Annotated in this window: 25 protein-coding genes; 3 read left to right on the forward strand and 22 right to left on the reverse strand. The window is 40.1% G+C overall.

Features of this window, described 5'->3' with window-relative positions:
• Positions 1-8: 8 nt before the first annotated feature.
• A complete protein-coding gene (locus ELZ61_RS09255; protein WP_126373139.1) occupies positions 9-1,025 on the reverse strand; it encodes a YeeE/YedE family protein in 1,017 nt (338 codons plus the stop codon).
• A 242-nt stretch (positions 1,026-1,267) separates the two neighbouring features.
• On the opposite strand from ELZ61_RS09255, the gene purA reads away from it, so the two are divergent.
• On the forward strand, positions 1,268-2,566 hold the full coding sequence (gene purA / locus ELZ61_RS09260) for an adenylosuccinate synthase (RefSeq protein WP_126373141.1): 1,299 nt from the start codon (positions 1,268-1,270) through the stop codon (positions 2,564-2,566).
• Positions 2,567-2,611: 45 nt separating this feature from the next.
• On the opposite strand, the gene ELZ61_RS09265 is transcribed toward purA, so the two are convergent.
• From ELZ61_RS09265 to kbaZ, 20 genes are all read right to left on the reverse strand, one after another.
• Positions 2,612-3,343 carry a carbohydrate-binding family 9-like protein gene (locus ELZ61_RS09265; protein ID WP_126373143.1) on the reverse strand — a complete coding sequence of 244 codons (732 nt, stop codon included), beginning with the start codon at positions 3,341-3,343 and terminating at the stop codon, positions 2,612-2,614.
• Between the two features lie 36 nt (positions 3,344-3,379).
• A complete protein-coding gene (locus ELZ61_RS09270) occupies positions 3,380-3,883 on the reverse strand; it encodes a YgjV family protein (RefSeq protein WP_126373145.1) in 504 nt (167 codons plus the stop codon).
• A gap of 8 nt (positions 3,884-3,891) precedes the next feature.
• Entirely contained in the window at positions 3,892-5,199 is a 1,308-nt protein-coding gene (locus ELZ61_RS09275; RefSeq protein ID WP_126373147.1) for a TRAP transporter large permease, read from the reverse strand.
• 20 nt (positions 5,200-5,219) lie between these two features.
• The gene (locus tag ELZ61_RS09280; protein WP_197717457.1) at positions 5,220-5,702 is read right to left on the reverse strand and encodes a TRAP transporter small permease; all 483 of its coding nucleotides are present in this window, start codon (positions 5,700-5,702) and stop codon (positions 5,220-5,222) included.
• 55 nt (positions 5,703-5,757) lie between these two features.
• Complete coding sequence (locus ELZ61_RS09285) at positions 5,758-6,744, reverse strand: TRAP transporter substrate-binding protein (RefSeq protein WP_126373149.1); 987 nt, start codon at positions 6,742-6,744, stop codon at positions 5,758-5,760.
• A gap of 55 nt (positions 6,745-6,799) precedes the next feature.
• Positions 6,800-7,642 carry a 5-dehydro-4-deoxy-D-glucuronate isomerase gene (kduI, locus tag ELZ61_RS09290; protein ID WP_126373151.1) on the reverse strand — a complete coding sequence of 281 codons (843 nt, stop codon included), beginning with the start codon at positions 7,640-7,642 and terminating at the stop codon, positions 6,800-6,802.
• A 184-nt stretch (positions 7,643-7,826) separates the two neighbouring features.
• The gene (locus ELZ61_RS09295; RefSeq protein WP_126373153.1) at positions 7,827-8,777 is read right to left on the reverse strand and encodes a tagatose 1,6-diphosphate aldolase; all 951 of its coding nucleotides are present in this window, start codon (positions 8,775-8,777) and stop codon (positions 7,827-7,829) included.
• A gap of 33 nt (positions 8,778-8,810) precedes the next feature.
• Positions 8,811-9,971, reverse strand: a complete 1,161-nt coding sequence (nagA, locus tag ELZ61_RS09300) for an N-acetylglucosamine-6-phosphate deacetylase (protein WP_126373155.1) — start codon at positions 9,969-9,971, stop codon at positions 8,811-8,813.
• A 12-nt stretch (positions 9,972-9,983) separates the two neighbouring features.
• Positions 9,984-10,757: a transcriptional repressor AgaR gene (gene agaR, locus ELZ61_RS09305; RefSeq protein WP_103853293.1), complete on the reverse strand. Its 774-nt coding sequence runs from the start codon at positions 10,755-10,757 to the stop codon at positions 9,984-9,986.
• A gap of 131 nt (positions 10,758-10,888) precedes the next feature.
• A complete protein-coding gene (locus ELZ61_RS09310) occupies positions 10,889-11,704 on the reverse strand; it encodes a carbohydrate-binding protein (protein ID WP_126373157.1) in 816 nt (271 codons plus the stop codon).
• A gap of 47 nt (positions 11,705-11,751) precedes the next feature.
• Positions 11,752-13,374 (reverse strand): sulfatase family protein, encoded by a 1,623-nt coding sequence (locus ELZ61_RS09315; protein ID WP_017806045.1) that lies wholly within the window; start codon positions 13,372-13,374, stop codon positions 11,752-11,754.
• Between the two features lie 17 nt (positions 13,375-13,391).
• The gene (locus ELZ61_RS09320) at positions 13,392-14,588 is read right to left on the reverse strand and encodes an anaerobic sulfatase maturase (protein ID WP_103853296.1); all 1,197 of its coding nucleotides are present in this window, start codon (positions 14,586-14,588) and stop codon (positions 13,392-13,394) included.
• 123 nt (positions 14,589-14,711) lie between these two features.
• Entirely contained in the window at positions 14,712-15,350 is a 639-nt protein-coding gene (locus ELZ61_RS09325) for an RpiB/LacA/LacB family sugar-phosphate isomerase (RefSeq protein ID WP_035686857.1), read from the reverse strand.
• A 35-nt stretch (positions 15,351-15,385) separates the two neighbouring features.
• Positions 15,386-16,435 (reverse strand): glycoside hydrolase family 88/105 protein, encoded by a 1,050-nt coding sequence (locus ELZ61_RS09330; RefSeq protein WP_126373159.1) that lies wholly within the window; start codon positions 16,433-16,435, stop codon positions 15,386-15,388.
• Positions 16,436-16,466: 31 nt separating this feature from the next.
• The gene (gene agaF, locus ELZ61_RS09335; RefSeq protein ID WP_115249120.1) at positions 16,467-16,904 is read right to left on the reverse strand and encodes a PTS galactosamine/N-acetylgalactosamine transporter subunit IIA; all 438 of its coding nucleotides are present in this window, start codon (positions 16,902-16,904) and stop codon (positions 16,467-16,469) included.
• An 82-nt stretch (positions 16,905-16,986) separates the two neighbouring features.
• Positions 16,987-17,853 carry a PTS system mannose/fructose/sorbose family transporter subunit IID gene (locus ELZ61_RS09340; protein ID WP_126373161.1) on the reverse strand — a complete coding sequence of 289 codons (867 nt, stop codon included), beginning with the start codon at positions 17,851-17,853 and terminating at the stop codon, positions 16,987-16,989.
• The gene (agaW, locus tag ELZ61_RS09345; RefSeq protein ID WP_126373163.1) at positions 17,843-18,613 is read right to left on the reverse strand and encodes a PTS N-acetylgalactosamine transporter subunit IIC; all 771 of its coding nucleotides are present in this window, start codon (positions 18,611-18,613) and stop codon (positions 17,843-17,845) included. The genes ELZ61_RS09340 and agaW overlap by 11 nt, the downstream gene beginning before the upstream one ends.
• Positions 18,614-18,632: 19 nt before the next feature.
• Positions 18,633-19,121, reverse strand: a complete 489-nt coding sequence (gene agaV, locus ELZ61_RS09350) for a PTS N-acetylgalactosamine transporter subunit IIB (protein WP_126373165.1) — start codon at positions 19,119-19,121, stop codon at positions 18,633-18,635.
• 14 nt (positions 19,122-19,135) lie between these two features.
• On the reverse strand, positions 19,136-20,296 hold the full coding sequence (locus tag ELZ61_RS09355; protein ID WP_126373167.1) for an SIS domain-containing protein: 1,161 nt from the start codon (positions 20,294-20,296) through the stop codon (positions 19,136-19,138).
• Positions 20,297-20,311: 15 nt separating this feature from the next.
• Positions 20,312-21,595 (reverse strand): tagatose-bisphosphate aldolase subunit KbaZ, encoded by a 1,284-nt coding sequence (gene kbaZ, locus ELZ61_RS09360; RefSeq protein ID WP_126373169.1) that lies wholly within the window; start codon positions 21,593-21,595, stop codon positions 20,312-20,314.
• A gap of 280 nt (positions 21,596-21,875) precedes the next feature.
• On the opposite strand from kbaZ, the gene ELZ61_RS09365 reads away from it, so the two are divergent.
• Entirely contained in the window at positions 21,876-23,444 is a 1,569-nt protein-coding gene (locus ELZ61_RS09365) for a sulfatase family protein (protein ID WP_126373171.1), read from the forward strand.
• A gap of 48 nt (positions 23,445-23,492) precedes the next feature.
• Positions 23,493-24,986 carry a DUF2264 domain-containing protein gene (locus tag ELZ61_RS09370; RefSeq protein ID WP_241969692.1) on the forward strand — a complete coding sequence of 498 codons (1,494 nt, stop codon included), beginning with the start codon at positions 23,493-23,495 and terminating at the stop codon, positions 24,984-24,986.
• A 122-nt stretch (positions 24,987-25,108) separates the two neighbouring features.
• Here ELZ61_RS09370 and kdgR read toward each other — a convergent pair whose 3' ends face one another.
• Positions 25,109-25,897 carry a DNA-binding transcriptional regulator KdgR gene (gene kdgR / locus ELZ61_RS09375; RefSeq protein WP_103854935.1) on the reverse strand — a complete coding sequence of 263 codons (789 nt, stop codon included), beginning with the start codon at positions 25,895-25,897 and terminating at the stop codon, positions 25,109-25,111.
• Positions 25,898-26,018 lie beyond the last annotated feature (121 nt).

A 26,018-nucleotide genomic window follows, 5' to 3' on the forward strand; every position in this document is an offset into this window, starting at 1 on the left:
GATTAGAATTAAACGCCACATTTTGTGGGCTTGATAAAAGCAGAAGTGAGCCAACAACCCAGCATAATCATCAAAGTTGCCAGCCAGCCTTGCCAAGAAAAATAGGCGGTGGAAACTAACGCATTGGTTACGGTACAACCGCCTGCTAAAGCGGCGCCAATGCCCATTACGGCACCGCCCAAAATACGTTGCAACACGCCTTTCGGCTCAGGGAAACGCCAATGCAATTCGCCTGCTAATTTAGCGCTCAGCAACGCCCCCAGTGGAATGCCTAGCACAAAAAGCGTACCCCAATTCCAGTAACGCTGCTGTCCAGTTACCACATATTGCACCACATTGGCAGAAGGCACAGAAATGCCAAAGCCGAAATTTCGCCCAGCTTTCGCACTCAACCACCACGCCACAACACCTAACAACCCAATGGCAACGGCGGTGAGAAAAGGGTGCCAAGTGCGAGCAAAAATTTTAGGCAAAATCAACGCTGCGCTAGGCTCTTGCGGAAATTGATAACGCGGATGTTTGATATAGTAATAAAGCAAAAGTGCGGTAATAAAAATCAGCAAAATCACGCAAATCCAAGGGGAAAGATTAAAGGTGAGATAAATATTATCCAGCGGGGTAGGATTTTCTAACAGGGCATTAATTTGATATTTTAAAATCCCTGATTGCGTGGCTGCCATTGTAAGGGCAAAACTCAGCAACGCCAAATAACTCCCCACTGCTCCTTCAGCACTACGAAACCAGGCCCCGCTACCACAGCAATTCGCCAAACTCATTCCGATACCAAACAGCAATCCCCCTAACAGCGTGGCGAAAATAGGTAACTGGCTTGTGGGAATGGTGATGAGATTAAACTGCGCAAGGGTAAAAAATCCCACCGATTGGATAGATATGGCAATAAAAAGTGCGGTCAAAAAACGGATATTTTTTTGCGTATAAAGCGTCCGAAAGCCAGACACAAAACAGAATTGCCCACGTTGTAACAAAAAGCCAAACAATAGGCCAATAAGAAAACCTGAATACATCGATTAAACCTTAATACGATTATTTGGGAAGTGCCTGAATTAAAGCATAGCCTACGAAAATTTTCAATTTATTAAATCTGATTTTCTGTGCGAGATCACAAAAAATTCCCCATTTTTAACCGCACTTTCAATGAGGAAGATCAAAAAGAAAAACAGATTTTCCATTGAGATTACACACATAAAATAGTAAAGTAACCCACTGTTTCTTCATTCATTACAACTCAGCATACAAGGCGGAATTTATGGGAAAAAGTGTTGTTATCTTAGGCGCTCAATGGGGCGATGAAGGTAAGGGGAAAATCGTTGATCTATTAACGGATCGCGTAAAATATGTGGTGCGTTATCAAGGCGGACACAATGCAGGGCATACCCTGATTATTAACGGTGAAAAAACCGTGTTACGTCTGATTCCATCGGGTATTTTGCGTGAAAACGTCACCTGTTTAATCGGTAATGGTGTTGTGCTTTCACCAGAAGCCTTAATGCAAGAAATGGGCGAATTAGAAGGGCGTGGCATCAATGTGCGCGATCGCTTGCTAATTTCAGAAGCTTGTCCATTAATTTTGCCTTATCACGTTGCAATGGATCACGCTCGTGAAGCTGCATTGGGCAAAAAAGCCATTGGTACAACCGGCCGTGGTATTGGCCCTGCCTATGAAGATAAAGTGGCGCGCCGTGGATTGCGTGTTGGCGATCTTTTCGATCTTGAAAGTTTCGCTGAAAAACTCAAAAATATTTTAGATTACTACAACTTCCAACTTGAACATTATTATAAAGTTGAGCCAGTTGATTACGAAAAAACCTTGGCAGCAATCAAAGAAGTTGCGCCAATTATTACTGGAATGGTTGCTGATGTTACTGCAATTCTTGATATTGCGCGCAAAAATGGCGATAACATTCTGTTTGAAGGCGCACAAGGCACAATGCTTGATATTGACCAAGGCACCTACCCTTATGTAACTAGTTCAAACACTACAGCTGGTGGGGTTTCCACAGGTTCTGGCTTTGGCCCACGCCATATTGATTATGTGTTAGGGATTATCAAAGCCTATTGCACCCGCGTTGGCGGTGGCCCATTTGCAACAGAATTATTTGACGATGTGGGTGCTGAAATTGCACGTAAAGGGAATGAATTTGGCGCAGTAACTGGTCGTCCACGCCGTTGTGGTTGGTTTGATGCTGTGGCAATGCGCCGTGCTATTCAAGTGAATTCCATTTCAGGTTTTTGTATAACTAAACTTGATGTGCTAGATGGTTTTGATGAAATCAAAATCTGTGTTGGTTACAAAATGCCAAATGGTGAAATCGCTGAATTTGCTCCGCTCGCGGCAAAAGATTGGGAAGGCGTTGAGCCTATTTATGAAACCCTCCCTGGCTGGAAAGAAAGCACTTTTGGCGTAACCGATGTGAATAAATTGCCAGAAAACACGCGCAAGTATATTAAACGCATTGAGGAAGTAACAGGTGTACCGGTGGATATTCTTTCAACTGGCCCAGATCGCATTGAAACAATGATTTTACGCGATCCGTTTGCTGAATAAAACTAATAAGCCTCTGTCTATAAACAGAGGCTTATTTTTTATATTTTATTTCTTCGGCTCTAACACAAATTCACCGAATGAAGAATTAATATGGAAATTTGGTTTTTCTGTTTTTGGATCAACCCAAGTAATCCAATTTGCTTGTTCTTTGCCTTTTCCTTTAATAATAGAAAATTCCGCACGATAAGCCCCTGCGCGGATTTTATTGCCTTGAATTAAATTATGTTCTTTTAATTCACTAAGCGCAATTTTACCCTCAAGGGTATAACCTTTTTCTGTGCGAACGCCCACAGTTTCTAAGGTTTTTGGATCCCATTCTGCATTAATATTTTTTTCAACATCACGCAACATTGATAAGGTGCGGCCTTTGTAATCCATTTCCAAGGCAACATATTTTGGATATTTTCCATCTGCTTGCTGTTTATCAATTTCGCCCGGTGCCATAAATAATTCTACACGGTCTTCACGCGCAACCATCCATTCGTGATCGGTGGTGTCATAAATTAAAACATTCGGATCTTCTACATCAAAAGAGAAATAAAAATTTTGATCATCGTGAAACGCCTTAAATTCTGTTTTTGGCATTTGTGCTTGTTCCCAAGGATTAACAAAATCCGTTACTCCTTGCACTTTGCCCCACACGGCTTCATCAAGCTTACCATCTAATACTGGCGCTTGTGATTCAAATGCCACGTTATAGCTCTTAGCTGAAGCTTCTGCTGCCGCATTCATTGAAAATAATGCACCGAAAAGTGTTGCAATTAATAATTTCTTCATAAAAATTCTCCTATGAATTAAAGATGAAATGAATCATTATCTATGAGTTTGACGCATTAAACGAATAATGGTGATGGTATTTACCGCCATAACAGTACTTTCTAATAACACGCCACCTAAAGATCCCACTAAAATATTATTTGTTAGCCAACAAGCTGAGCCGACTAACATAAATAAACGCATTGGAATGCCTTTTAATAAAAATAATGAAATCGTTCCAATAGTTGAAGCAATAATCGGAAAAACCTGCCAAACGGAATCTGCAATGACATAGCCAAAAATAATCCCTAATAAAACAAAAAAGAAGGCAATATATTTTGATGAAACATAAATGGACGTTGCCGTTCTTAAGGTGGAAAGTAACGAACTTAATGCCGCTACATTTGCACCTAATAAAATAAAATGGCTCATATAAGTGATATTTTGAATCAACATCACAATTTTGAGCTTTTTATCATTCTTTTGATAAAAACAAATTACTCCTAATATAAAAGCTAAAATACCGAGTAATTGTGGAATGTTTATAATATCATTAAACATAAAATTTACTACTTCACTAATCCCATTAATTCAGGAATTGACATTGAAATTGCAGGAATATAAGTTACCAACATTAACGTAATAAAAATGGCTACAAAAAATGGAAGTAGCGTTTTTATTACTTGTTCAATTTCAATATTCCCCACCTTACAGCCAGTGAACAAAATTGGGCCAACTGGAGGGGTTATTGTACCTAGTGAAAGATTAAAAACCAACAAAATACCAAATTGAATTGGACTCATTCCAAGAGAAGTACAAATCGGTAAGAAGATAGGTGTAAAAATAAGAACAGCTGGCGTTGGATCCATAAAGGTTCCAATCACTAATAAAATTAAGTTAATAATTAACAGAATGAGAATTGGGTTATCTGTAATAGACAGTAATCCAGAGGCTATCATATTTGGAATCTGTGTGAATGCCATCACCCACGACATCACAGATGAAGTTGCCAACATAAAAATCACGATGGCAGACATTTTTGCTGTTTGCAAAAAGATTTGCGGCAATGCTTTAAAAGATAAAGTGCGGTAACAAATACTTAAAATTAATGAATACACAACAGCAATGGCTGAAGCTTCTGTCGCAGTAAATATCCCTGCAAGAATCCCTCCAATAACAATAAATACTAAAGAAAGACTAGGAAGTGCTGCAAAAATTACGGGAATACTTTGAGTAAAACTCATCTTTTCATGACTAATATATCCTCTCTTCTTTGCCATTAGTGCTGCAATAATCATTACCGCAACACCCCATAAAATTCCAGGTAAATAACCAGCCATAAATAAGGCAGAAACAGATACACTGCCTGCAACAGTGGCATAAACAATAATCGTATTACTTGGTGGAATTAGCATTCCAGTAGGAGCTGAAGCAATATTCACAGCAGCGCTGTAACGAGGATCATACCCTTCTTTTTTCTCTATTGGCGACATTATTCCCCCAACCGCAGCTGCTGAGGCTACTCCAGATCCACTAATAGAGCCAAATAACATATTGGAAATAATATTCGTTTGAGCAAGCGATCCTGGCAGAAAGCGACTAAATAATTTCGCAAAGTTAATTAAACGAATAGCAATACCCCCACTATTCATTATATTTCCAGCCAAAATGAAAAAGGGAATGGCTAATAATGCGAAAGAATCCAAACCTACGAAAATTCGCTGAGCAGAAGTTACCATTCCACCATTAAATGGGAGAATAACCAACATTGCGGCAACAGATGAAATTCCAACACTAATACTGATTGGCGTGCCAATCACGAGGAAAAATACCGTACCGATTAACATTACTAATGCTGCTGTTGTGGCAAGATCCATAATCATTTCCTCTCTATAATCTATTTTTCATTAGGCTGATAAAATTTTATTAAATTACAAATAACATAAAACACAATCAATATCCCGCTAATTGGGATCGCAGAATAAATAAATCCCATTGGAATTTGTAATGCTGAATCCAATTGAAACATCTGACGTAAGGTTGCACTATAACCACCAAAAATCATCACACCAATAGCAAAAGCCGCAATTGCTAATTCAGCTATGGTATTAGCAATAATTTGTCCTTTCGCTGAAAGTTTATTTTTTAGAAAAGCAATCTCCATATGCTCTCTTAGTCCAAAAACATAAGCTCCAGCAAAAAGAATAAGCCAAACAAAAAGATATCGAGAGAGAATTTCACTCACTGCACTTGGGCTATTAAATACATATCTCGAAACTACTTGATAAGTAATTAAGATTGTCATTAACGCAACAATAAAAATACAAATACCTTCGAGTAGGCGATCAATAATTTTTTTAATTCCAAACAGAATATACATGCTATTCTCTCCCAATAAATAAGGGATAGATATCAACTATCTATCCCATAATGTTTTATTTCAATGCAATAATTTTTTCATAGAGTGCTTTCTGAGCTGGTGTTTTAATTAGCTCTTCTTGCAATGATTGGCAACTTTGTTGGAATTCGGTGGTATCCACTTCCACAAAAGTTGCTCCTTTTTCTTTCGCTAACTCTTCTGCTTTTTTAATTTGAGCATTCCAAAGTTCAAATTCAGTTTTTGTACTCTCTTTTGCTAGCTTTTTCAATGTCGCTTGATCTTGTGGTGTCATTGTAGATAAGAACATATCGCTCACAACTAATAAATCAGCCACTCGTAAATGCCCTGTACGAGAAAAATAAGGGGCGACTTCATATTGTTTTAGATCTGCATAAGTAATCTCATTATTTTCTGCACCATCTAACACACCTTGCTGAATTGCGGTATAAACTTCACCTTGGTTCATTGGAACCCCCGTTCCCCCCATACAAGAAAGCATTTTAATCATAGTATCAGATTGTAAAACACGGATTTTTTTGCCTTTTAATTCAGCTTTGGTTTTAATTGGCGCATCTTTGGTGTAAAGGCTTCTCGCACCAGCTGTATAGGCAGTAAGCACTTCAAAACCAAATTTCTGTGTTGACGCAAACAAATCATCTAAAATACCAGAAGTAAATACTTTCTTTTGGTGTGCTGTATTCGCATATACATATGGAATACCTAATACAGCAAAGGTTTTATCGTAATTTTCAACTAATGGATTTGCTACCACCGCCATTTGAATCGCACCATTTTGTACTAGTTCTAATGATGCTCGCTGATCACCTAATAATTCATTTGGAAAAACACTCACTTTATAACGTCCATCTGTCGCTTTAGTGAGCTGCTCACCAAATTGTTGCAGGGCCTGATACTGAGGGTGTTTATCTGATTGATTAAAAGAAACTTTAATCTCAGTCGCTGCTAGGGTATAAGATGAACACATTGCTCCCATCGCAGTAACCAATAACAATGCTTTCTTAGATAATTTGAATAATTTCATACTTAACTCCTCATAGATTAGTAGTAAAAAGAGTGATATTTATGGTCATAAGCATTTAACGTAAATCATTCATCTCAATGAAATCCATATCATCAAATGTTTGATTTTCACCTGCCATTCCCCACACAAAACGATAATTTTTTGTACCGCAGCCTGAGTGAATTGACCAGCTTGGTGAAATAATTAATTGTTTATCTCGCACTACAATATGGCGAGTTTCTTGTGGCTCTCCTAAGAAATGAAAAACCACTTGATCTGGTGCAATATCAAAATAAAGATAAGCTTCCATACGACGTTCGTGAGTATGCGCTGGCATTGTATTCCATACACTACCAGTCTCTAATTCCGTCATTCCCATACAAAGTTGGCAAGTTGGCAGAATATCGGGATGCAAATATTGATTAATCGTCCTAGCATTTGCATTGTCTAAGGAGCCGAGTTTAACTTTCCGTGCTTCGGCATATTTGATAAGTTTATTTGGGAATTGATGATGGGCGGGAACGCTTAATCCGTATAAAACTGCTGGTTGTTTTGTATCAAGAGAAGAAAAAACGATATTTTCCGTTTCTTTACCTAAATACAGTGCATCGAAATGCGCTAAGGTGTAGCTCTCTTGCTCTGTTTCAATTAGTGCTGGGCCACCTAGATTAATAATACCTAACTCACGACGTTGCAAAAAGAAATCCGTACCAAAAGATTTTTTATCAATCACTTGATCCAAAAATAATTTCTCTACACCATTTGGCATTATGCCTAAAGCAACCAAACGATCGATATGGCTATATACTACATTAATCTTATTGAGTTGAAATAAGTCCTCACAAAGAAACGAATCACGTAATCTCTTAGAGTCATAATGTTTAGCATCTTCTGGATGCATATTATGCAAAACTTTCATTCCATTTCTCCTGTTCAAACAGAATTCAAGCTAAATCTAGACCAGAATGTGCGTTTCGTCTATGAATAAGTTTTGATTTTGTGATCTTGATCTAAAATTTTTCAAAACAATGTTTCAAATAAGAAAAGCGGTCTAAAATAGACCGCTCCTTTTCTATGTATCTTCTCCGCATCACGCCATCAGATTAAATGTTTAATGGCTGTGCGGTTTCTTTTAATACGGCATTTAATGCTTCAATATTGGCTTTGCCTTCGTTGAGTAACCATTGTTTTGCTGCTTCAGCACCTTCTGCTTTAAAGATTTCCGCAGCACCTGCCCAAGTAGCACGTCCGCATAATACGCCGTTGAAATCACAACCTGCATCTTTGGCAAAACGTAATGTGTCTAAGAATAATTGTGCGCTCACACCTGCACTTAAGAAGATAAATGGAATTTCGGTGGCATCGCTTTGTTCTTTGAAGTACGCTTTCGCTTGTGCTTGGCTATATACCGCATCTTGCTCTGCAAAACCTTCGACAAATTTCATATCTACTGGCACTTCCACTTTTAGCACATCAACGCCAAAACGTGGCTCGGAGAATAATTTCATTGCTTCGATCACTTTACGCGGTTTGATTTTCGCATATTCTTTTGGATCAGAAATATTCGCATCATAGCTCACAAGCTCTAGGAAGAATGGCATTTCTTCCGCTTTACATTCTGAAGCCACCCGTTCTACAAAGGCTTCTTTGCGATCATTGACTTCTTTGCCTTCGTCAATGTCGATATAAAGCAATAATTTGATGCCATCTGCACCTTTGGCTTTTAAACGTTGCACGGAAACATCGTCAATTAAATCGGGATAGCGACCCGGTTGGGTTTTGTCGTAACCTGTTTTTTCATAAGCCATTAATAAACCCGCACTGGCAGCACGTTTTTCAGCCGCTTTCCAGCCCACTTCTGGGTCAAGCAAAATAGATGAGGCATAAGGGGTTAAGTATTCAGACACCAATACTTTAAACTCTGCAAGTTGTTCATTGCTTGCAGATTCACCAAGCATACGGCGTAATGCGCCACGCTGGTCAATGGCGAGCGCCGCGATTAAATTGTCTTGGCTACATAATTTTTTTAAACGTTCAGTTCTTAACTTTGACATTGTTTTCTCTCCATCTTTGTAAATATAAAAATCTTAAAATTTTTCACCGCACTTATAAACTTGTTCGCCTTGAATATAAGTGGCTTGAACTTGTAATTCTTTGTTTAATAAGGTGAAATTTGCTTCTTTGCCGACAGCAATATCACCAATGCGATCTGCCACACCTAAATAAGTGGCGGGAATGGTGGTAACCATTTGAATGGCTTCCCAAACTGGCACATCAGCTTTAAATACCATATTGCGCAAGGCTTGATCTAGACTGCAAGTGCTGCCTGCAAGGGAGCCGTCAAAGGTTCTCGCTTGCCCGTTTTCTACACGCACGGTTTGCACGCCTAGCATGTACTCACCATCTGGCAAGCCGCCTGCGCGCATACAATCTGTGATCAACACCATTCTGCGGTAAGTTTTTAATTTATAAGCTAGATTTAATACGGCTGGGTGAACGTGAATGCCGTCTGCAATAATTTCCGCCAGCATATCGTGATATAACACTGCCCCCGTACAACCCGGCTCACGGTGATGCAAAGCGCTCATTCCGTTGAATAAATGTACACCACAATCCGCCCCTAAATAATAAGCTTTGGTCACTTGCTCAAAGGTGGCGTTAGTGTGTGCCACAGACACCTTCACGCCATTTTCTACCAACCATTTAATGGCGGGTTCTGCATTTTCAATTTCAGGCGCAATAGCGACACGTAATAAAGTGCGGTCGGAAATTTGCAATAATTCTTCTAGCTGTGGAATCGTTGGTGGCATTAAATATTCGGTTGGGTGCGAGCCTCGATGACGCTCGGTGAAATAGGGCCCTTCCATAAAGCTACCCAATAATTCAGCGCCCGATTGCTTGCCTTGTTGAATGTAATCTTTCATTCGTTGCATTGAGGAAAGAATATTTTGCCAAGGCGCTGAAACTGTCGTTCCCACCCACGCGGTAACCCCTGTTTGTGGTAGCGCTTGTGCAATGGTAGCCAGTGCGGTGTCGTTTTCGTCCATCACATCTGCCCCTGCGCGGCCGTGAATATGCACATCAATGAACCCCGCAGAAAGATAGCTGTCAGGATAATAATGTACATCGCAATCAGTGGGCTTTTCTACTTGGATACGTTCGATTTTACCTTGATTTATCACCACATATTTATTCAGTAACTCCCCTGATGAAGTCATCACTTTTTCAGGTTTAATGGCATAACGCATTGTTTTTTCCTCTTAATCTACAATAATCACTTCAATATTATTTTCCTGAAGTGCGGTCAAATATTCAGGAGAAATGCCAGAATCGGTAATTAATACGTCAATATCGGCAAATTTGCGGATAACGTGGCAACTTTTTTTACCAAATTTACTGGAATCCGTTACCGCAATCACTTGATTAGAAATCTCGCACATAATGCGGTTGAGATTCGCCTCTTGCTCATTATGCGTGGTAATACCTGCTTGAATATCAAATCCATCAACGCCCAAAAATACTTTGCTGAAGCAGTAATTTGCTAAACTCGCATCTGCTTGTGGTCCAGAGAAAGACATCGCATTTTTGCGTAATTTACCGCCTGTCATGAGCACTTCCACATTTTCCGCATCGGCTAATTCAGAAGCAATATCCAGCCCATTTGTCATTACCAGCACATTTTTCACTGTGGATTTTTTCAACGCAGCAGCAATTTCTCGCGTGGTCGTGCCTGAATCTAAAATAATAATATCATCGTCATTAATCAGTTTTAGCGCGGCTTCCGCAATCTTATTTTTTGCCCCTAAATTACGATGTCTTTTTTCGGCATTGCTTAATTCTGCGATCATTCCTTTATTTGGTACAGCACCACCGTGTGAACGCACAATATAGCCATTTTTTTCTAAAAAATTGAGATCTTGCCGAATAGTAACGGTAGAAACAGAAAAGGTTTCAGCCAAATCTTCCACACGGGCAGAAGAATTTTTATTGACTATTGCGACAATCTCCATTCGTCTTTCAATTGCACTTTTCATCTTTTTTCCTTTGACCGGTTTTATATTGTATCAATTATAGCCTTAAACAAAGATAAATGAAAGAAAACGAAATGATATATTACAAAAATAGGAATATAATATGTTAGAAGCCTCCTCCTACTTTCATTTTCTTATTTCTCGCTATGCTGTATTCTAATATTCTGCCCTAATACCTCAATTTGCGTTAGAGCAGTAAAAGGGGATTTGTCTTCACCTTTTATAAAATTAGTCAGCAAAATAAAATCACTTTGTCGTTGCTTGAAAGAAAATGTCTGCGGTTGCCCTGTTCGGCTTAAATGCAAGATTTCTTCGCTACCATCAGAAAAATGTACACTCAAACTTTCCCACCACGCATCGTGAGGAAAATCCGCTCTTAACATCAAAATCAAGCCGTCAATTTCTACTGTTCGTCCAAAATCGATTTTTAATTGTGCATTAGGGGATTGGGCGTTGCTCCAAGAGGTAAAAGGATAAGAACCGTGTGCATTACTATCAAAAATGCCATCAATCACATTATAAGGGGCAAAGCGAATATTGCTTGGCACAATATTACTACTAATTTGTGGATACACACCTTTTTGCTGAGGTTGGCAATAAGGGTTAAACGCTAGATTGCCATATTGGTTAATTTCATACTCTCTCGCACTGCGAACCCAGAGGAAATGCAGCCCGCCTTGGAATGCTTTATCACTATTGTATAAGCGTGTTTGATCACCAAACGGAATTTGAAACTCAAAAAGGTTTTCCGTTACATAAATAAGGCAACTTTCTAAGCTATCCTCTAAACGCAACTTTAAATAACAAGGGGGATTATCTACCTCAATACGGATCACATCGCCCGCTTGATATTCACCTTTATAAGTGAGCATTAAAAAGTCAAAAGCACTTTTGCAAATTTTGATGTTGCTATTTTGATCTAAAACACTGAGCGTAATTTTTGTCATCATTCTTCCTCAAAAAAATCAGCCACCATAACAGTGGCTGATTCATCAGATTATTTTGCTTTTGCTGAAGCCTCAATCGCTTGGAATTCTTCAGGATTCCACGCCATTGGTTTTGGTTGTGTGCTGATCCAGTCGTAAAATGCTTTTTGCAATTCTTTTACTTTTTCTGGATATTTATCTGCCACATCTTGGCTCTCTGCTGGGTCAACTTTGTCGTGATAAAGATGAAGTTTGTTACTTCCATCATTGTAGAAATATAACGCCCAATCTTGATCGCGAATTGCCCACGAGCTTTTCGAGAGTTTTTCTAAGTTTGGATTTTTCGGTGCATCATTAGTGTTATAGGTGATATATTTCCAATAATCCGCCCAGAATTTTTGGTTATCCTCACTATAATGTTTCGCACCTGGTCCCGCCCAATAGAGATATTTGTGCGGTGAAACTTTTTCTTTGCCTTCTAACACTGGCAAAATATCACGTCCGTCCAGTTTTAAAGAAGCTGGCACTTTAATATTCGCAGCTTTCAGTGCTGTTGGCAGAATATCTACCGCAGAAATTAAGCTGTCATTTTTAGTATCCGCTGGAATGTGTCCCGGCCAAGAAACGATGAATGGCACTCGCACACCACCGTTATACATTTGTCCTTTAAAGCCACGATCCATTCCATTTAATGGCATTGGCGCTTCGTGAACCGAACCATTGTCGGATAAGAAGAAAATAATGGTGTTATCTAATTTGCCGTCAGCTTTTAATTTGTCGATGATTTTACCAATGCCCTCATCAGCCGCATTGATCGCCGCAAAATATTTATCGGCTTCCACATTCCCTGTATTAAAACGATCCATATATTTGGCAGGTGATGCCTCTTCCAATGGAATGTGTGGTACGCTATAAGCGAGATTTAAGAAAAACGGTTTATCGCCTGTTTTATCAATAAATTGAAGTGCTTCATTGGTTAAATTATGGGTTAAATAGCCCGGTGCTTCAATCGGTTTGTCATTACGCCATAGTGCCGGGGAATTCCACAATGCCGCCCCTGATACAAAGTAGCTGTAAGAATAATCAAAACCGCGATCGGTTGGGAAATAACCTTTATCTGGTACAGATGAGAAGTTATCGTGGTAATCACGGGTTTTTACATCATCAGGCTTAGTGATACGTCCAATTTTTCTGTCTTTATTCACTCGAGCATTATGGTATTTACCAATATTCGCCGTGGCATAGCCATTTTCTTGGAATAACGCTGGCAACAGTTTCACATCAAGTGGAATACCGTTGAAAGAATCATCATTACTATAAATACCAAATGACGCTGGATAACGTCCTGTCAAAATCCCTGCACGAGATGGGCCACAAACAGGGTGAGCAACGAACGCATTGGTCATTTTTACCCCAGTTGCGGCTAATTTAGACACATTCGGCATTGCACGCTGTGCGGCATCAATCATTTTATCTAAATCACCTTGATAACGAGCAGCAACAGGGCGTTTGCTTAATTCGTTCTTGTCTAAACTGTCAATGGCGAAATCAAGCTGGCCTGTGCCTAAATCGTCCATTACAATAACCAGCACGTTCGGTTTTTGAGGATCTTGGCTGTGTGCGTAAACAGGCTGAGCCGCAGCACCAACAACCAATGCGGATAATAAACACTGACTAAGTAACGAGCGTTTCATTATGATCTCCTTTGATTTTAGTTGATTATTTTCATAATATCTTCAGCCAACCCGCCACGCTGAATAATTTCTCGCATACGGTGCATCAAAGGTGCGGTTTGACGAAAGAAGAGTTGGTAAGAAGGACAAAGATAATTTTGTTTAAATTTTTCCCCTTTCAAATTCACAATACGATGCTTCGGACACCCGCCTTGACAAATCATTCTCACATCACATTTTTCGCAGGCTTTAGTGAGCGTTTCTTTTTTCGCCTTACCAAATTTTTGTTGCTTGGTTGAAAGTGCAATTTGATTGAGAGGCTGTTTATTCACATTACCTAAACGATAATCAGGATAAACATAGTGATCGCAAGAATAAACATCTCCATTGGCTTCTACGATCATTGCGGTGCCACAAGTTTCCGTATGAATACAGCTGGTGGAAGGATAGCCCAACCATTGCCCAAGTAAGTTATCAAATTCACGCACGAAAATACGCCCCACATCTTGTCGAACCCATTCGGTAAACACGTCTAATAGGAAATGCCCGTAGCCATCGGCTGGTACAGAAAAGGGAGCCATTCGATAATTTTTTCCAGGACTATAATCACAGCGTTGTAAGGAATAATTCGCCACTTCAACAATAGGAATAAACTGCATAAAAGTCGAGCCTAACTCTTTCAACGCTTGGTAAGTTTCCCGTCCTTTATCCCAGTTTTTATCATTAATTACAGTGAGCGTATTAAAATCCACTTCATATTCTTTTAATAGATCAATGGCTTTTTTCACCCGTTCAAATGTGGGCTGCCCATTGACAGAAATACGATAGCGGTCGTGAACCTCACTTAAACCATCCACAGAAATCCCTATAAGAAAATTATTTTCTTTGAAAAATTCTGCCCATTGACGATTAATCGCAATGCCATTGGTTTGAAAACCATTGGTAATCGTTTTGCCGTTAGCAAATTCTTTCTGAAATTGCACCGCTCTTTTAAAAAAATCCAAACCGAGTAAGGTGGGTTCACCGCCTTGCCACGCGAAATCAACGTGATCGCCTGCGTGGGATTCAATGTAATTTTTGGTATATTGACGTAAAGTATCGTCAGACATTAGGCGAACGTTATGTGTTAGGACTTGCTCTTTTTCCAAATAAAAACAGTATTCACATTTGATATTGCAATGGAAACTACTTGGTTTTGCCATCATATGAAAATAAGCGGGTTGAGATTGACACATAAACAACTCCTAATGTGAAAGAAATGTTAGGTTAGGGAAACGATAATTCAATTTAACTAAAATTATCTGATAAGAGGGAAATTTCCTTTTCCCTCTTACATTGCATAAAAAGCAAAAACGAAATTAGCTATTCAATACTTCTGTAACATAAGCTCGGATTTCATCGTCTTGGCAGTTATCGAAGAAGCATTGTTGGAAGCGTTCACCACTCACTGCGGTTTTCACCAATTCTGGATCAATTGAACGCAAGGTGTCTAAATAGTCTTTCGCCACCGCCGTTTTCACTTGATTGAGAATGCCAGCATTGCGAACTTGAGGTTCACGACGTTCAACTGGATAGCCTTGACCACGCTCACCTTCAAAGGCTTTTTCAAACATATAACGCACGTTTAATTCTGCCCCCCAGCCGAATCCTTTAGCAAAGGCTAAAGATAATGCGTTACCATTGTTGATTTGTGCGAATAAGAACGCGTCAGCAGGTTCTAAGCAGTAACCACACACCACACCTGGGTGCAGGTTTAATGACATTAATGCACCTTGCCCTGTTCCACAACCCGCTACAACGAAATCCACCGCTTTAGAGTTCAATAAAATGCTCGCCATAATCCCTAAGTGGATATAAGTTAAGTGGTGATCTTGCTCGCTGTTCATTCCCACGTTATAAACGCTATGCCCTTTTGGCTCAACCACGTTTTTTAACTCATTTAAGATAATTGGGTTTTTCGCCGCTTGGCTGTTTTCCATCATTAATGCAATTTTCATTTTTCTTTCCTTAATTCAATAATTAAAAGTTACCGTTATTCGGCTTGTAATTGATAAATTTCTGCTCCTGCAAGTAAGAAAGCACCCACACCGTAATCGATGTTGTCTTCTTCTTTCACTTCACGCGGATTGAAAGCAGGAAGCTGAATCCAGCCTAATTTGCCCTCAGAATTGACCGCACTTTCTAATGCAGCCCACGCTTTTTCAACCACTGGCAAATAAGTTGCACGATCTAAAATGCCTTGATTGATCCCCCAAGCTAATGCGTAGCAGAATAATGCTGTTGCGCTACTTTCTTTGGCTGGGAAAGTTTGAGGATCAAGTAAACTTGCACGCCAGAAACCGTCTTCTTGTTGGAACGGTAAGATGGTTTCTGCAAGATGACAATAAAGCGCTAAATAACGTTCGCGATCTGGGAAATCTTCTGGCATATCACGGAACAAGCGTGGAATGGCGGCAATCACCCAACCTACGCCACGTCCCCAAAAGACTTTTTCACCATTGGCTTCACGCAATTCACCGCCTTTGCCATCTGGAATATAACGGTAATCACGATAGAACAAGCCCGTTTCTTTATCTTGTAGATGATCGACAGAATCCCACCACGCTTGGTTTGCGTAATCACGGTATTTGCTTTCGCCCGTTAAGGTGGAGAGGGTAAAGAACACTTGTGGTGCCATAAAGAGTGAATCACACCACCACCAATCTTCACGCCCTGGTTTTGGATTTGCCAGCATATCTTCTACAAAGTTGATGGTTGGCTCTAAGGCTTCTGGTTGATTAAATAACGGATACACATCAAGATAGGATTGTGCACAAACCAAATCATCAGCAAAGCGTAAATGTGGTCCTGTGCGGAACCCCGTGTGCAAGGTATAATCTAATGCCCCATCTAAAAAGCTTTGTTCACCCGTTACTTTCCACGCATTGGACACACTTGCCCAAAACACCGCGCGATCCCAGTCTGTGTCTTTAATAAAACGCACTCGTCCTGTGCGTCTAATCACCGTGCGTGTTTGATGATCTTTTTGCCAATGATACACGCGTTTCATTAACTCAAGGGTTTGCTGTTGTTGAGGGTTCATAATTTTTCCTCTTTATTGTAAGCCAGAATGCTTATAGTCCGTCTGTTTCGTCTTCATCATCTTGCGAAAGTGCGGCAAGATCTTGGCGTAAATCTTTGATTTGGCTAAATTCGCCATTGGCAAGACAATCCGTTAATTCACGCAGGGTGAATTCCTCACGTTCTAATGCCGCATTGACGATCATTGATAAATTGGTGCCAGCCACTACTTCGACATTAGGATCTTGCAATAAGAGATTGATTGCACGATTACAAGGAGAACCACCATAAAGATCCACTAAAAATAAAACACCGTCCCCTGAGTTTACACGCTCTTTCGCCGCTAATAATTGGGCTTCTAGCTCATCAGTGGACATAGATTCTAAGAAATCAACAAATTCTAATTGCGGTTGTTCGCCAACAATAGCTTGTACGGCTGAACGCATACCCGAAGCAAAATTAATATGACCTGATACCACGATACCTAACATAAGCTGTCCTTGTTTTTCTTGTTATTGTGGAGGGAATGAGATAGCTCTCATTCCCTGATTTCGTTGATTACTCAACAGAGCATTAGATAATGCCGATTAAATGTCCAACCACACCAAAAGCAAGCGTACTAAAAATAAGTACTGGTGGTTTCGCCCAGAAGCCTGTACCTTTTACTAATTTAAACATTAGGAAAACTAAGGCTAATGGTAACAAGTTTGGCATAATCTTATCGAAAAGTGCGGTCTGTAATTCCACCACTTTTCCACCCATTTCTATGGTTGCCGTGGTTTTAAAGCGTATAAAGGTCGCACACAATGCCCCGATAACGAAAATACCCATAATGTTCGCTGCTTTAGCTAAACGCTCGGTAGAATCACTCATATTTACCATCGCAGCTGTACCGGCTTTATATCCCATAAACATCAAGCTGAAGTACACAAAGAAGTGTAAAATTTGATATAGGATAAAGAACACGAACGGCCCCGCAATCGATCCTTCAATCGCAATAGATGAACCTAATGCAAGGGTTAATGGCATAATGGTCATATGGTCGATACCATCACCGATCCCCCCAGTTGGGCCCATACCCGCTACTTTCATTACGTTGATAGTAGATGGTTTTTCTTTATTTTCTTCCATCGCAATGGCTGTACCAAGCAAGAAAGTAAAGAGTTTTGGACTTGCATTGAAGAATTGTAGGTGGTTTTTCAATGATTTCGCTAAATCATATTTATTGTTACCGTGAATTTTTTTCAACGCTGGGATAATTGAATATGCCCAACCACCTGCCTGCATACGTTCAAAGTTGAAGTTCCCTTCCATAAACAAACCACGAATCGCACATTTCCAAAGATCACCTTTTGTAATCACTTTGCGAACGGTTTGATCTTGATACGCATCGATATCATCAACAAGATTTACTTGATTATTTACGTTTTTAGATTCCATCTTCGAACTCCTGTGCTTGTGATTGGTTGTTGTTATTGCTGTTACCTGAGAAGTAGAAATAAAGTACTGCGATTGAACCACCGATGATTGCAACGGCCATAATTGGTAGTTTTAAGTAAGTGGTTGCAACGAAACCGATGAAGAACACACCCGCAACTTGTTTTGACCACATAATTTTTAATAACATTGCAAAACCGATTGCTGGAACTAAACGCGCACCTAAGCCTAAGCCTTCTAATAATGCTTTTGGTGAGTTATTGTTGATCCAATCTGCTGCGTGTTCACCGAAGTACACGGTAATAAAGGCAACGATTGCATACATTAATGAACGTAATGAAATCGTCGAAATCAATAAGAAATCAATACCATTTGGATTCGCTTGTTCTGCATACTCATCGGCTTTACCCATTGTGAATGAAGTTAATGCGAAGAAACCAATCACCAACATTTGCATTAATACAGCAATTGGCATACCTACACCCATTGCCACTTCCGCGCTTTGACCTGTCATTGCGGCGAAAGCCACTGCGGCGATAGTACCCATTGTTACATCTGGTGGCTGAGCCCCAGCATTAGGCACTAAACCTAACCAAGCTAATTCAAGTGTTGCACCTGTGATTAAGCCTAATTGCAAATCCCCCATAATCAAGCCCACAATAGGCCCTGTGATTAACGGACGGTGGATATTTAATGCGACATCGTATTTATCGATACCACAGAAGAACGCCCAAACGGCGACTAATAATGCTTCAGTTAACATAAACGCTCCTTATTGAGTATTAAAGATATTGTTTAATATCGATTTCTTGTGCATCTGGCGTATTTTGAATTGTGCAAGTTACCCCTGCGTTCACCATACGGCGGAATGCATCAAGATCCTTTTCATCAACAGAAACCGTTTTGGTTAATTGCGTTTTGCCTTCGTGGAAATGCATATTACCGATATTGCAATGTTTGATAGGCACACCACCTTCAACTAAGCGTGCGACATCTGTTGGGTTATTACATAAAATAAAGATTTTTTGCTGTGGCGAGGCTTTATGAATCACATCAATCGTTTTCTGAATTGTAAAGAAACGTACCGCATATTCCCCCCCCGCTGAAGCTTTCATTCCGGCTTGCATAAATGCCGCATTTGGGCCTTCTGCCGCTTCATCGTTTGCCACTAAAATCAAATTGGCTTCTGAGTGTTTACCCCAAGTAATACGGATTTGTCCGTGTAATAAACGCTCGTCAATTCGTGTCCATACAATATTAGGTGTAGCCATAAAAAACTCCTTAATTACGAATGAAATGGGTGAATAATAACGCCTTGAACCACTCGGTTTACTTCACCTGTTGGGCAAGGATTGTCAGTGGTGATACCACGACTGAAAGAACTATAAAATGAATTCACTTGCGCAAAAACAATGTATGGGAATAACAAGGCATAATCTGGTGCATTGCTAAAGCCTTCCACTTCAATCACATCTTCGCCTTCCACGCCTGCTTGCGCAGTTAAACACACAACACGACTTGCAATATTATCGCGGCGTAATTCATTATATAAATCAAGATCATATAAACGGGTATAGGGTTGATTTGATAAAAATTCCACCACTACCGTTTTAGGATTTACAATAGATTTTGGTCCGTGGCGGAAACCTAACGGTGAATCATAGGTTGCCACAATGCGTCCTGCGGTTAATTCCAAAATTTTCAATGCAGATTCTTGTGCCAAACCTTGCAAACCACCGCTGCCTAAATAGATAATGCGTTCCATATCTACCTGAGAGAGTTGACGTGCATAATCCACATAACGCGGGATCAATTTTTCTGTGGCATCGCAAATAAATTGTAGCTGTTCAACTACTGATCCTTTTGGCAATAAGAATACAGAAAGCGCTGATAACATCATTGAGCTAAAGCTAGATGTCATTGCAAAACCGCCGTCATTGGTTTGTGGAGGCATTAATAAGGCTAAAGTGCGGTCATTTTTTTGTGCATTTTTATATAACGCCCCTTGCTCATTACAAGTAATGAATAAGTGATAACAGTTAGTTAAACACTGATTGGCTAATTCCACTGCTGCCACACTTTCAGGGCTGTTACCTGAACGTGCGAAAGAAATTAATAAGGTTGGCACGTCTTGTGCAAAATATTGGTAAGGATTAGACACAATATCTGTTGTGGCAATAGATTCCACACGTTTATCCGTTAAGGTTAAAACGAAAGGCTGTAAGGAATGCCCCACAAAAGCGGAAGTTCCTGCGCCGGTGAAAATCACACGTCCATTTGCTGCATTCATTACAGGTGCGATGAAATCTAAGATTTGCTGACGCTGTGTATCTACCGTATGCAATGCTTGCAACCAAGCTTGAGGCTGATGTTCAATTTCTTTTGCGGTCATAATGGCTTTACCCGCCACTAATTCGCTTTCTGAAAACCCTAAATAATTTGTCATCTTATCTATCCCCAATTATTTATTGAAAAAACTTGCTAAGGCGTATTGACGAACCACCGCACGCACTTTATCTAACACTACGTCTTTACCACGAGGGGCTAATGTACCTGCACGCACGGCGGCATATTGTTCTGGTAAATATTGGCTTAATAGTGGTAATGGAATATCTACGTTCTCAAAATTGACAAATAATTTTTCTACTGCGGCTGCAATTTCAGGATTAGTCCAGTAATAACGGATACGATCACTAAAACTAAAACTTCTCGCAAAACGTTGCTCTAACTCGGTACCGTGGTAGTATTTTTGCCAGTTTTCTGGGTGTGCTAACATTTGCTCTTCAAGCACAGCGAGTAAGTTGGAGCGTTGTTCTGCCGGGAACAAATAGTCTTCCATTGCACATAAAGCATATAAGCCTTCACGCAATGCAAACGTTAATGCCGGCCCCACTTTCAAAATCGCAAAGTGGTTTTTTACTAAGGCTTTGTAAGCTTCTTCCGTTTGATAATCAGTAGAATGTGCTTCAAACACTAAATTTTCATAATCATTCACCACTTGGCTTAAGGATTGTGCTTTCTCAGGAATAAAATCAATCACTTTTGTATGATCAAACTCTACCCCTGGCTGCACCACCAAACCAATTACGCGTGGCCAAATATGTTCTAACCCAACGCGAGCAAAGGCTTGTTGATGAGCATTAATGGTGGCTTTCGCGGCACTTGGTGAAGTTACTTCTAATTCGGCAATTTCTTCTGCTTCACCGCCTGGTACAGGAACTTCTGTGCCAACAATGTAAACGATACGATCCGCCAAACCATTTTTTGACGCGGTTTGTTCTGCAATCACCGCAAGACGAGCGGCACGCTCTGCCACAATTTCATCAGACAATGGCACAGGATCGCCTTTGCAAGACATACTGCAATCTAAGTGAATTTTTTCAAATCCTGCTGCCACATAAGCTTCAATCAGTTTCTCGGCATTGGCCATTGCTTCATCAGCTGTTAATCCTTGCCAACGATTAGGCCCTAAATGATCGCCCCCTAAAATTAATTGATCACGCGGAAAACCCACTTGGTCAGCAAGCTGTTCAACGAAATGACGAAAATCCGCTGGCGTCATTCCTGTATAACCACCAAATTGATCCACTTGGTTAGAGGTTGCTTCAATAAGTAATGGCGTTTGATCTTGTTTTGCTTGTAACAATGATGCTTCTAATACAAGCGGATGGGCTGAACAAACCGAATAAATCCCGATTGCTTGCCCTGTTTTATGCTTTTTAATGAGGTCTAATAAAATACTCATTGTTATTTCATCCTTTCTTTATATTGAAATATTGAATTTCATTTTGTATATATGAAAGAAATTAACCTTTCACATTACTTTAAAAAAATTATAACGAAAGTAATCAAAGCAAAAAAACACAAAAATCGAAATATGTGATCTAACTCACAAAATAAAATATTTTTTCTAAAACATTGTTTCGAAATATAGAGAAAACCGTTTTTTTATGAAAAAATAACCGCACTTTGTTTATTAAGAAGTAGCGCAAAGTGCAACTAAGTCAAAGATAAGGAGTAATCAGATGAGTATTTCACGTCGTAATTTTATTAAAGGTGTTGCGACAACCGGTGCGGCAGCGGCGCTGTCAACCACTGCGGTGAATGCAGTCGCCAATAATAATGCTAAAGATTCAGCCAAAAAATCTAACAATCCACCACTGAACCTATTAATCGTATTTCCAGATGAAATGCGAGCTATGGTACAGGGCTTCAAACATCAAGATCCCGCCATCACTCCACATTTAGATGCCTTTGCTAAAACCGCAAAAGTGATGGATCAAATGGTGTCCAATTACCCACTTTGTTCGCCATTTCGCGGAATGTTTATGACAGGGAAATATCCACAACACAGCGGTGTAACAGGAAATACCCACGATTACGGCGGTAAAGTAGGGATTGAACTCTCCCCTTATGCGAAATGTTGGTCTGATGTATTAAAAGATGAAGGCTATTCATTAGGTTACATTGGTAAATGGCATTTGGACGTGCCGCAAAAGCCGTACATTAAGAGCTACAACAACCCAATGGAAGGACGCTATTGGAATGATTGGACACCACCAGATCGTCGCCACGGTTTTGATTTCTGGTATTCTTACGGTACTTATGATTTACACTTAAAACCAATGTACTGGGGCAATGACACACCACGCGAATACCCAGAATACGTGGATCAATGGGGACCTGAACACGAAGCGGATATGGCGATTAAATATCTTCGTAATGAAGAAAACAAATATCGCGATCCAAGCAAACCGTTCGCCTTAGTAGTTTCAATGAACCCACCTCATTCCCCTTATGATCAAGTGCCACAAAAATATCTTGATATGTATCCGCAAAGTTCTAAAGAACTCAACACACGTCCAAATGTAGATTGGGATAAAAAATATCAAGAAGGCTACGGCCCGCAATATTTCAAAGAATACTTGGCGATGGTTTCAGGGGTTGATGACCAATTTGGCCGCATTCTTGCCGAACTTGACAAACAAGGCTTGGCAGACAACACCTTAGTGGTGTTCTTCTCTGACCACGGTTGTTGTATGGGTTCTCACGGTGCGCCAACCAAAAATAATATTTATGAAGAATCAATGCGCGTGCCAATGATGTTCCGCTTACCGGGCAAAATCCCTGCAGGTGTAAATGAGAGCTTGATGTCTGCGCCAGATATTTATCCAACCATCTTAGATCTTCTTGGTTTCAAAGATAGCATTCCAGATAGCGTGGAAGGGGTGAGCTTAGCGGAACAAGTATTACACGATAAAGGGGTTAGCCCAACTTCTCAGCTCTATCTCTTTGTACCTTACGGTCAGCCTTCTTTCGGCAGACGTGGCGTGCGCACTAAAACTCACACATTAGAAGTTGATCGTCAAGATGGCGAACCATTGAAATATAAACTCTTTGATAATGTGGCAGATCCATACCAAATGAAGAATATTGCAGATAGCAATCCTGAATTGGTACAAAAACTAATCAAAGAAGAATTATTACCTTGGTTAGAAAAAACCGGTGATTCTTGGCGTCCAGTGGAATTCATTACTGGCCCAACGAAAAAAATGAAAAAACAACTGGAAAGCTGTGCGGCACCAAAAGCCTAACAGCACACACTCACTGAATGTTCAGTGAGTGTAACTAGGAGCGGATAAATGCCAACCCAACCTCAAATTCGTTTTACTGAACGACCTTATTTAGCTCACGAACATCCTCGCTTACGGGATTATTGGCGGGCATTTAAGGAAAGATTGCAGCGTTCACTCAAACGAAAAGCCTTGTTTGGCAATACTGATCCTCTTATTGATAAACAGCTCAAACAGGCATTTACAAAAGATTCCTCCTTTTCGCAAGAAAAGCTTGAATTATTGGTGAGTTATTTTATCCGCTCCTTTCTTCATTATGCCAATGATGGCTATGCTCGTGCCGATTATCACGGCTATCCTTCCGAACAAGGAATGGTATCGGATTCCATTGAGGGAGCAGCGCGGAATTATCCCCTGCTTGCTGCCTATTTACATTATCAAACTCATTCCAGCGAGCCACTTTTCATTCAAATTCGAGAACGGCTTGCACAAGGTTTTCTGAATGCCACCAATCCCCAACATTCAGGCTATTGGGGAGATTTAGCCAGCTTTCAGCAAACCATTTGCGAAACTGCTGATTTTGCCCTTGCCTTATGGCTGAGTAAAAAATGGATTTGGCAGCAATATAACGATGAACAACAGCAACAAATTCTCACTTGGCTACGGCAAATTAATCAAGTTCAAACGGTGGATAATAATTGGCATCTGTTTGTTTTACTGGTGCAATTTGTGGTGAAAGATCTCAGTGGCATTGATGAAATCTGCCACGAGCGTTATCAACGCATCAAAGAATTTTATGTGGGCGAGGGTTGGTTTCGTGATGGCGAAAAAGGGAATTTTGACTATTACAATTCATGGGGTTTCCACTATGGGCTGTTTTGGTTAGACCAAATTGACCCAAATTTTGACCGCACTTTTATTCAGCAAAGTGCGGTGCAATTTTGCGATAAATTTCATTATTTATTCGCGCCACAAGGCTTTGCCTTTTTTGGACGCAGCCTCCCTTACCGCTTCGCCGCACCAAGTGCTTTAATTAGCACAATGATCCAACAACAAAAAAGTAATGGACAAGGTAAGCGTATTTTATCTTGCCTAACGCATTTTTTTATTCAACAAGATGCCATTGCGCACGGCAATGTAACACAAGGCTTATTGCAAAAAGACAGACGGCTGGTTGATCCTTATAGTGGTGCGGCAAGTGGTTTGTGGTCATTACGTCCTTTCATTTTGTTACTTTATGGCAGCCAAAAAATCCATTTCTGGCAAACTGAAGAACAGCCCCTTGCCCTCGAACAGCAAGACTACGACATCAGCATACCCGCGATTAATTTAAGAATCATTGGCACACAAGCAACGCAAGAAATTGTGGCGTTATTCCAACATCAACAATACCCCAACGCCCCATTCAGCCAAGCGTGCCTGCAACAACAAAATATATTAAAACGGGGCTTAGAATGGCTTTGTGGACGCTCAACCAGGGGAAAAAATAATCTATTGCGCAAAGGGGTTATCTCATTTTCATCGAAACTCTCTCTTTATCTTGCTGATAAAGAGAAAAATTAATTGAAAATCTACCGCACTTTCAAACTTAAGTTGGCAATACCATACTGAAAAATAAGGTGATTTTATGCCTATTTGCGAAAAAATAAGGCGTTATTCCACGCCTTATTTTTAGTGAATATGTGTTATTCCGCCACAGGATAATGCTGATAGCCCAGCTGTTTCGACACATTACGTCCTGCTTGGTGAAGCAAGTCCACAAGGTGAGTGAGGTTTTCTTTTTCAAAACGCACTAACGGCAATGAAATCGAAATGGCGGCAATGCAATGTCCAAAGCGGTCGTAAATCGGTGCGGCGACACAATGTAGTCCGACCTCTTGTTCTTCTTTATCTTCAGCATAATGCTGTTCACGCACCAATGCTAATTCTTGCTTGAGTTCTTCGATATTTTTAAGCGTGTTCGCCGTGTGCGGGATAAATTCCACCTCTTTCAACAAGGTTTCCACTTCGTCATCAGTATGTGCGGAAAGCAACACTTTCCCAATCGCCGTGCTGTACGAAGGATTTCGCCGCCCCACGCGAGAATACATTCTTAAATTGTAAGTGGAATCAATTTTATGCAAATACACAATCTCATTGCCATCAAGGGTGCCTAAATGCAGGGTTTCCCCTGTTTGTTTTGAGATTTCTTCCATTTCTTTATTTGCCAACTCAATCAAATCTACATATTCCAATGCCCTTGCGCTGAGTTCAAATAATTTTAAGGTTAAGCGATATTTATCCGTTTCACCTTCTTGAGCCACAATCCCTAGGCCTTTCATCGTTTGCAAAAAACGATAGATCGTGCTTTTCGACATCATTAAACGCTGAGCAAGATCCGTTACACCAATTTCCTTTTGTTCACTTAACGCATCAACAATACCGAATACTTTCAATACTGATGATACGACATCGGGTTGAGTATCTTTTTCCATAGTGCCTCTAAATATCATAAAAGAATTGCCTGTGCATATTAACACAAGCAATATTTTTGAAAAGCGGAAAAATTAAAATCATATTTCATTTTTATTGAACAAAAGCATTAATAAATTTATA

This window comes from Avibacterium volantium, from assembly GCF_900635775.1.
GTDB classification, from domain to species: Bacteria; Pseudomonadota; Gammaproteobacteria; order Enterobacterales; family Pasteurellaceae; genus Avibacterium; species Avibacterium volantium.

What these genes read in the sequence shown, in the direction of transcription:
- ELZ61_RS09255 (WP_126373139.1), bottom strand. Translation starts at nt 1,025, where the DNA reads ATGTATTCAGGTTTTCTTATTGGCCTATTGTTTGGCTTTTTGTTACAA.
- purA (WP_126373141.1), top strand. Translation starts at nt 1,268, where the DNA reads ATGGGAAAAAGTGTTGTTATCTTAGGCGCTCAATGGGGCGATGAAGGT.
- ELZ61_RS09265 (WP_126373143.1), bottom strand. Translation starts at nt 3,343, where the DNA reads ATGAAGAAATTATTAATTGCAACACTTTTCGGTGCATTATTTTCAATG.
- ELZ61_RS09270 (WP_126373145.1), bottom strand. Translation starts at nt 3,883, where the DNA reads ATGTTTAATGATATTATAAACATTCCACAATTACTCGGTATTTTAGCT.
- ELZ61_RS09275 (WP_126373147.1), bottom strand. Translation starts at nt 5,199, where the DNA reads ATGGATCTTGCCACAACAGCAGCATTAGTAATGTTAATCGGTACGGTA.
- ELZ61_RS09280 (WP_197717457.1), bottom strand. Translation starts at nt 5,702, where the DNA reads ATGTATATTCTGTTTGGAATTAAAAAAATTATTGATCGCCTACTCGAA.
- ELZ61_RS09285 (WP_126373149.1), bottom strand. Translation starts at nt 6,744, where the DNA reads ATGAAATTATTCAAATTATCTAAGAAAGCATTGTTATTGGTTACTGCG.
- kduI (WP_126373151.1), bottom strand. Translation starts at nt 7,642, where the DNA reads ATGAAAGTTTTGCATAATATGCATCCAGAAGATGCTAAACATTATGAC.
- ELZ61_RS09295 (WP_126373153.1), bottom strand. Translation starts at nt 8,777, where the DNA reads ATGTCAAAGTTAAGAACTGAACGTTTAAAAAAATTATGTAGCCAAGAC.
- nagA (WP_126373155.1), bottom strand. Translation starts at nt 9,971, where the DNA reads ATGCGTTATGCCATTAAACCTGAAAAAGTGATGACTTCATCAGGGGAG.
- agaR (WP_103853293.1), bottom strand. Translation starts at nt 10,757, where the DNA reads ATGAAAAGTGCAATTGAAAGACGAATGGAGATTGTCGCAATAGTCAAT.
- ELZ61_RS09310 (WP_126373157.1), bottom strand. Translation starts at nt 11,704, where the DNA reads ATGATGACAAAAATTACGCTCAGTGTTTTAGATCAAAATAGCAACATC.
- ELZ61_RS09315 (WP_017806045.1), bottom strand. Translation starts at nt 13,374, where the DNA reads ATGAAACGCTCGTTACTTAGTCAGTGTTTATTATCCGCATTGGTTGTT.
- ELZ61_RS09320 (WP_103853296.1), bottom strand. Translation starts at nt 14,588, where the DNA reads ATGTGTCAATCTCAACCCGCTTATTTTCATATGATGGCAAAACCAAGT.
- ELZ61_RS09325 (WP_035686857.1), bottom strand. Translation starts at nt 15,350, where the DNA reads ATGAAAATTGCATTAATGATGGAAAACAGCCAAGCGGCGAAAAACCCA.
- ELZ61_RS09330 (WP_126373159.1), bottom strand. Translation starts at nt 16,435, where the DNA reads ATGAACCCTCAACAACAGCAAACCCTTGAGTTAATGAAACGCGTGTAT.
- agaF (WP_115249120.1), bottom strand. Translation starts at nt 16,904, where the DNA reads ATGTTAGGTATCGTGGTATCAGGTCATATTAATTTTGCTTCGGGTATG.
- ELZ61_RS09340 (WP_126373161.1), bottom strand. Translation starts at nt 17,853, where the DNA reads ATGGAATCTAAAAACGTAAATAATCAAGTAAATCTTGTTGATGATATC.
- agaW (WP_126373163.1), bottom strand. Translation starts at nt 18,613, where the DNA reads ATGTTAACTGAAGCATTATTAGTCGCCGTTTGGGCGTTCTTCTGTGGT.
- agaV (WP_126373165.1), bottom strand. Translation starts at nt 19,121, where the DNA reads ATGGCTACACCTAATATTGTATGGACACGAATTGACGAGCGTTTATTA.
- ELZ61_RS09355 (WP_126373167.1), bottom strand. Translation starts at nt 20,296, where the DNA reads ATGACAAATTATTTAGGGTTTTCAGAAAGCGAATTAGTGGCGGGTAAA.
- kbaZ (WP_126373169.1), bottom strand. Translation starts at nt 21,595, where the DNA reads ATGAGTATTTTATTAGACCTCATTAAAAAGCATAAAACAGGGCAAGCA.
- ELZ61_RS09365 (WP_126373171.1), top strand. Translation starts at nt 21,876, where the DNA reads ATGAGTATTTCACGTCGTAATTTTATTAAAGGTGTTGCGACAACCGGT.
- ELZ61_RS09370 (WP_241969692.1), top strand. Translation starts at nt 23,493, where the DNA reads ATGCCAACCCAACCTCAAATTCGTTTTACTGAACGACCTTATTTAGCT.
- kdgR (WP_103854935.1), bottom strand. Translation starts at nt 25,897, where the DNA reads ATGGAAAAAGATACTCAACCCGATGTCGTATCATCAGTATTGAAAGTA.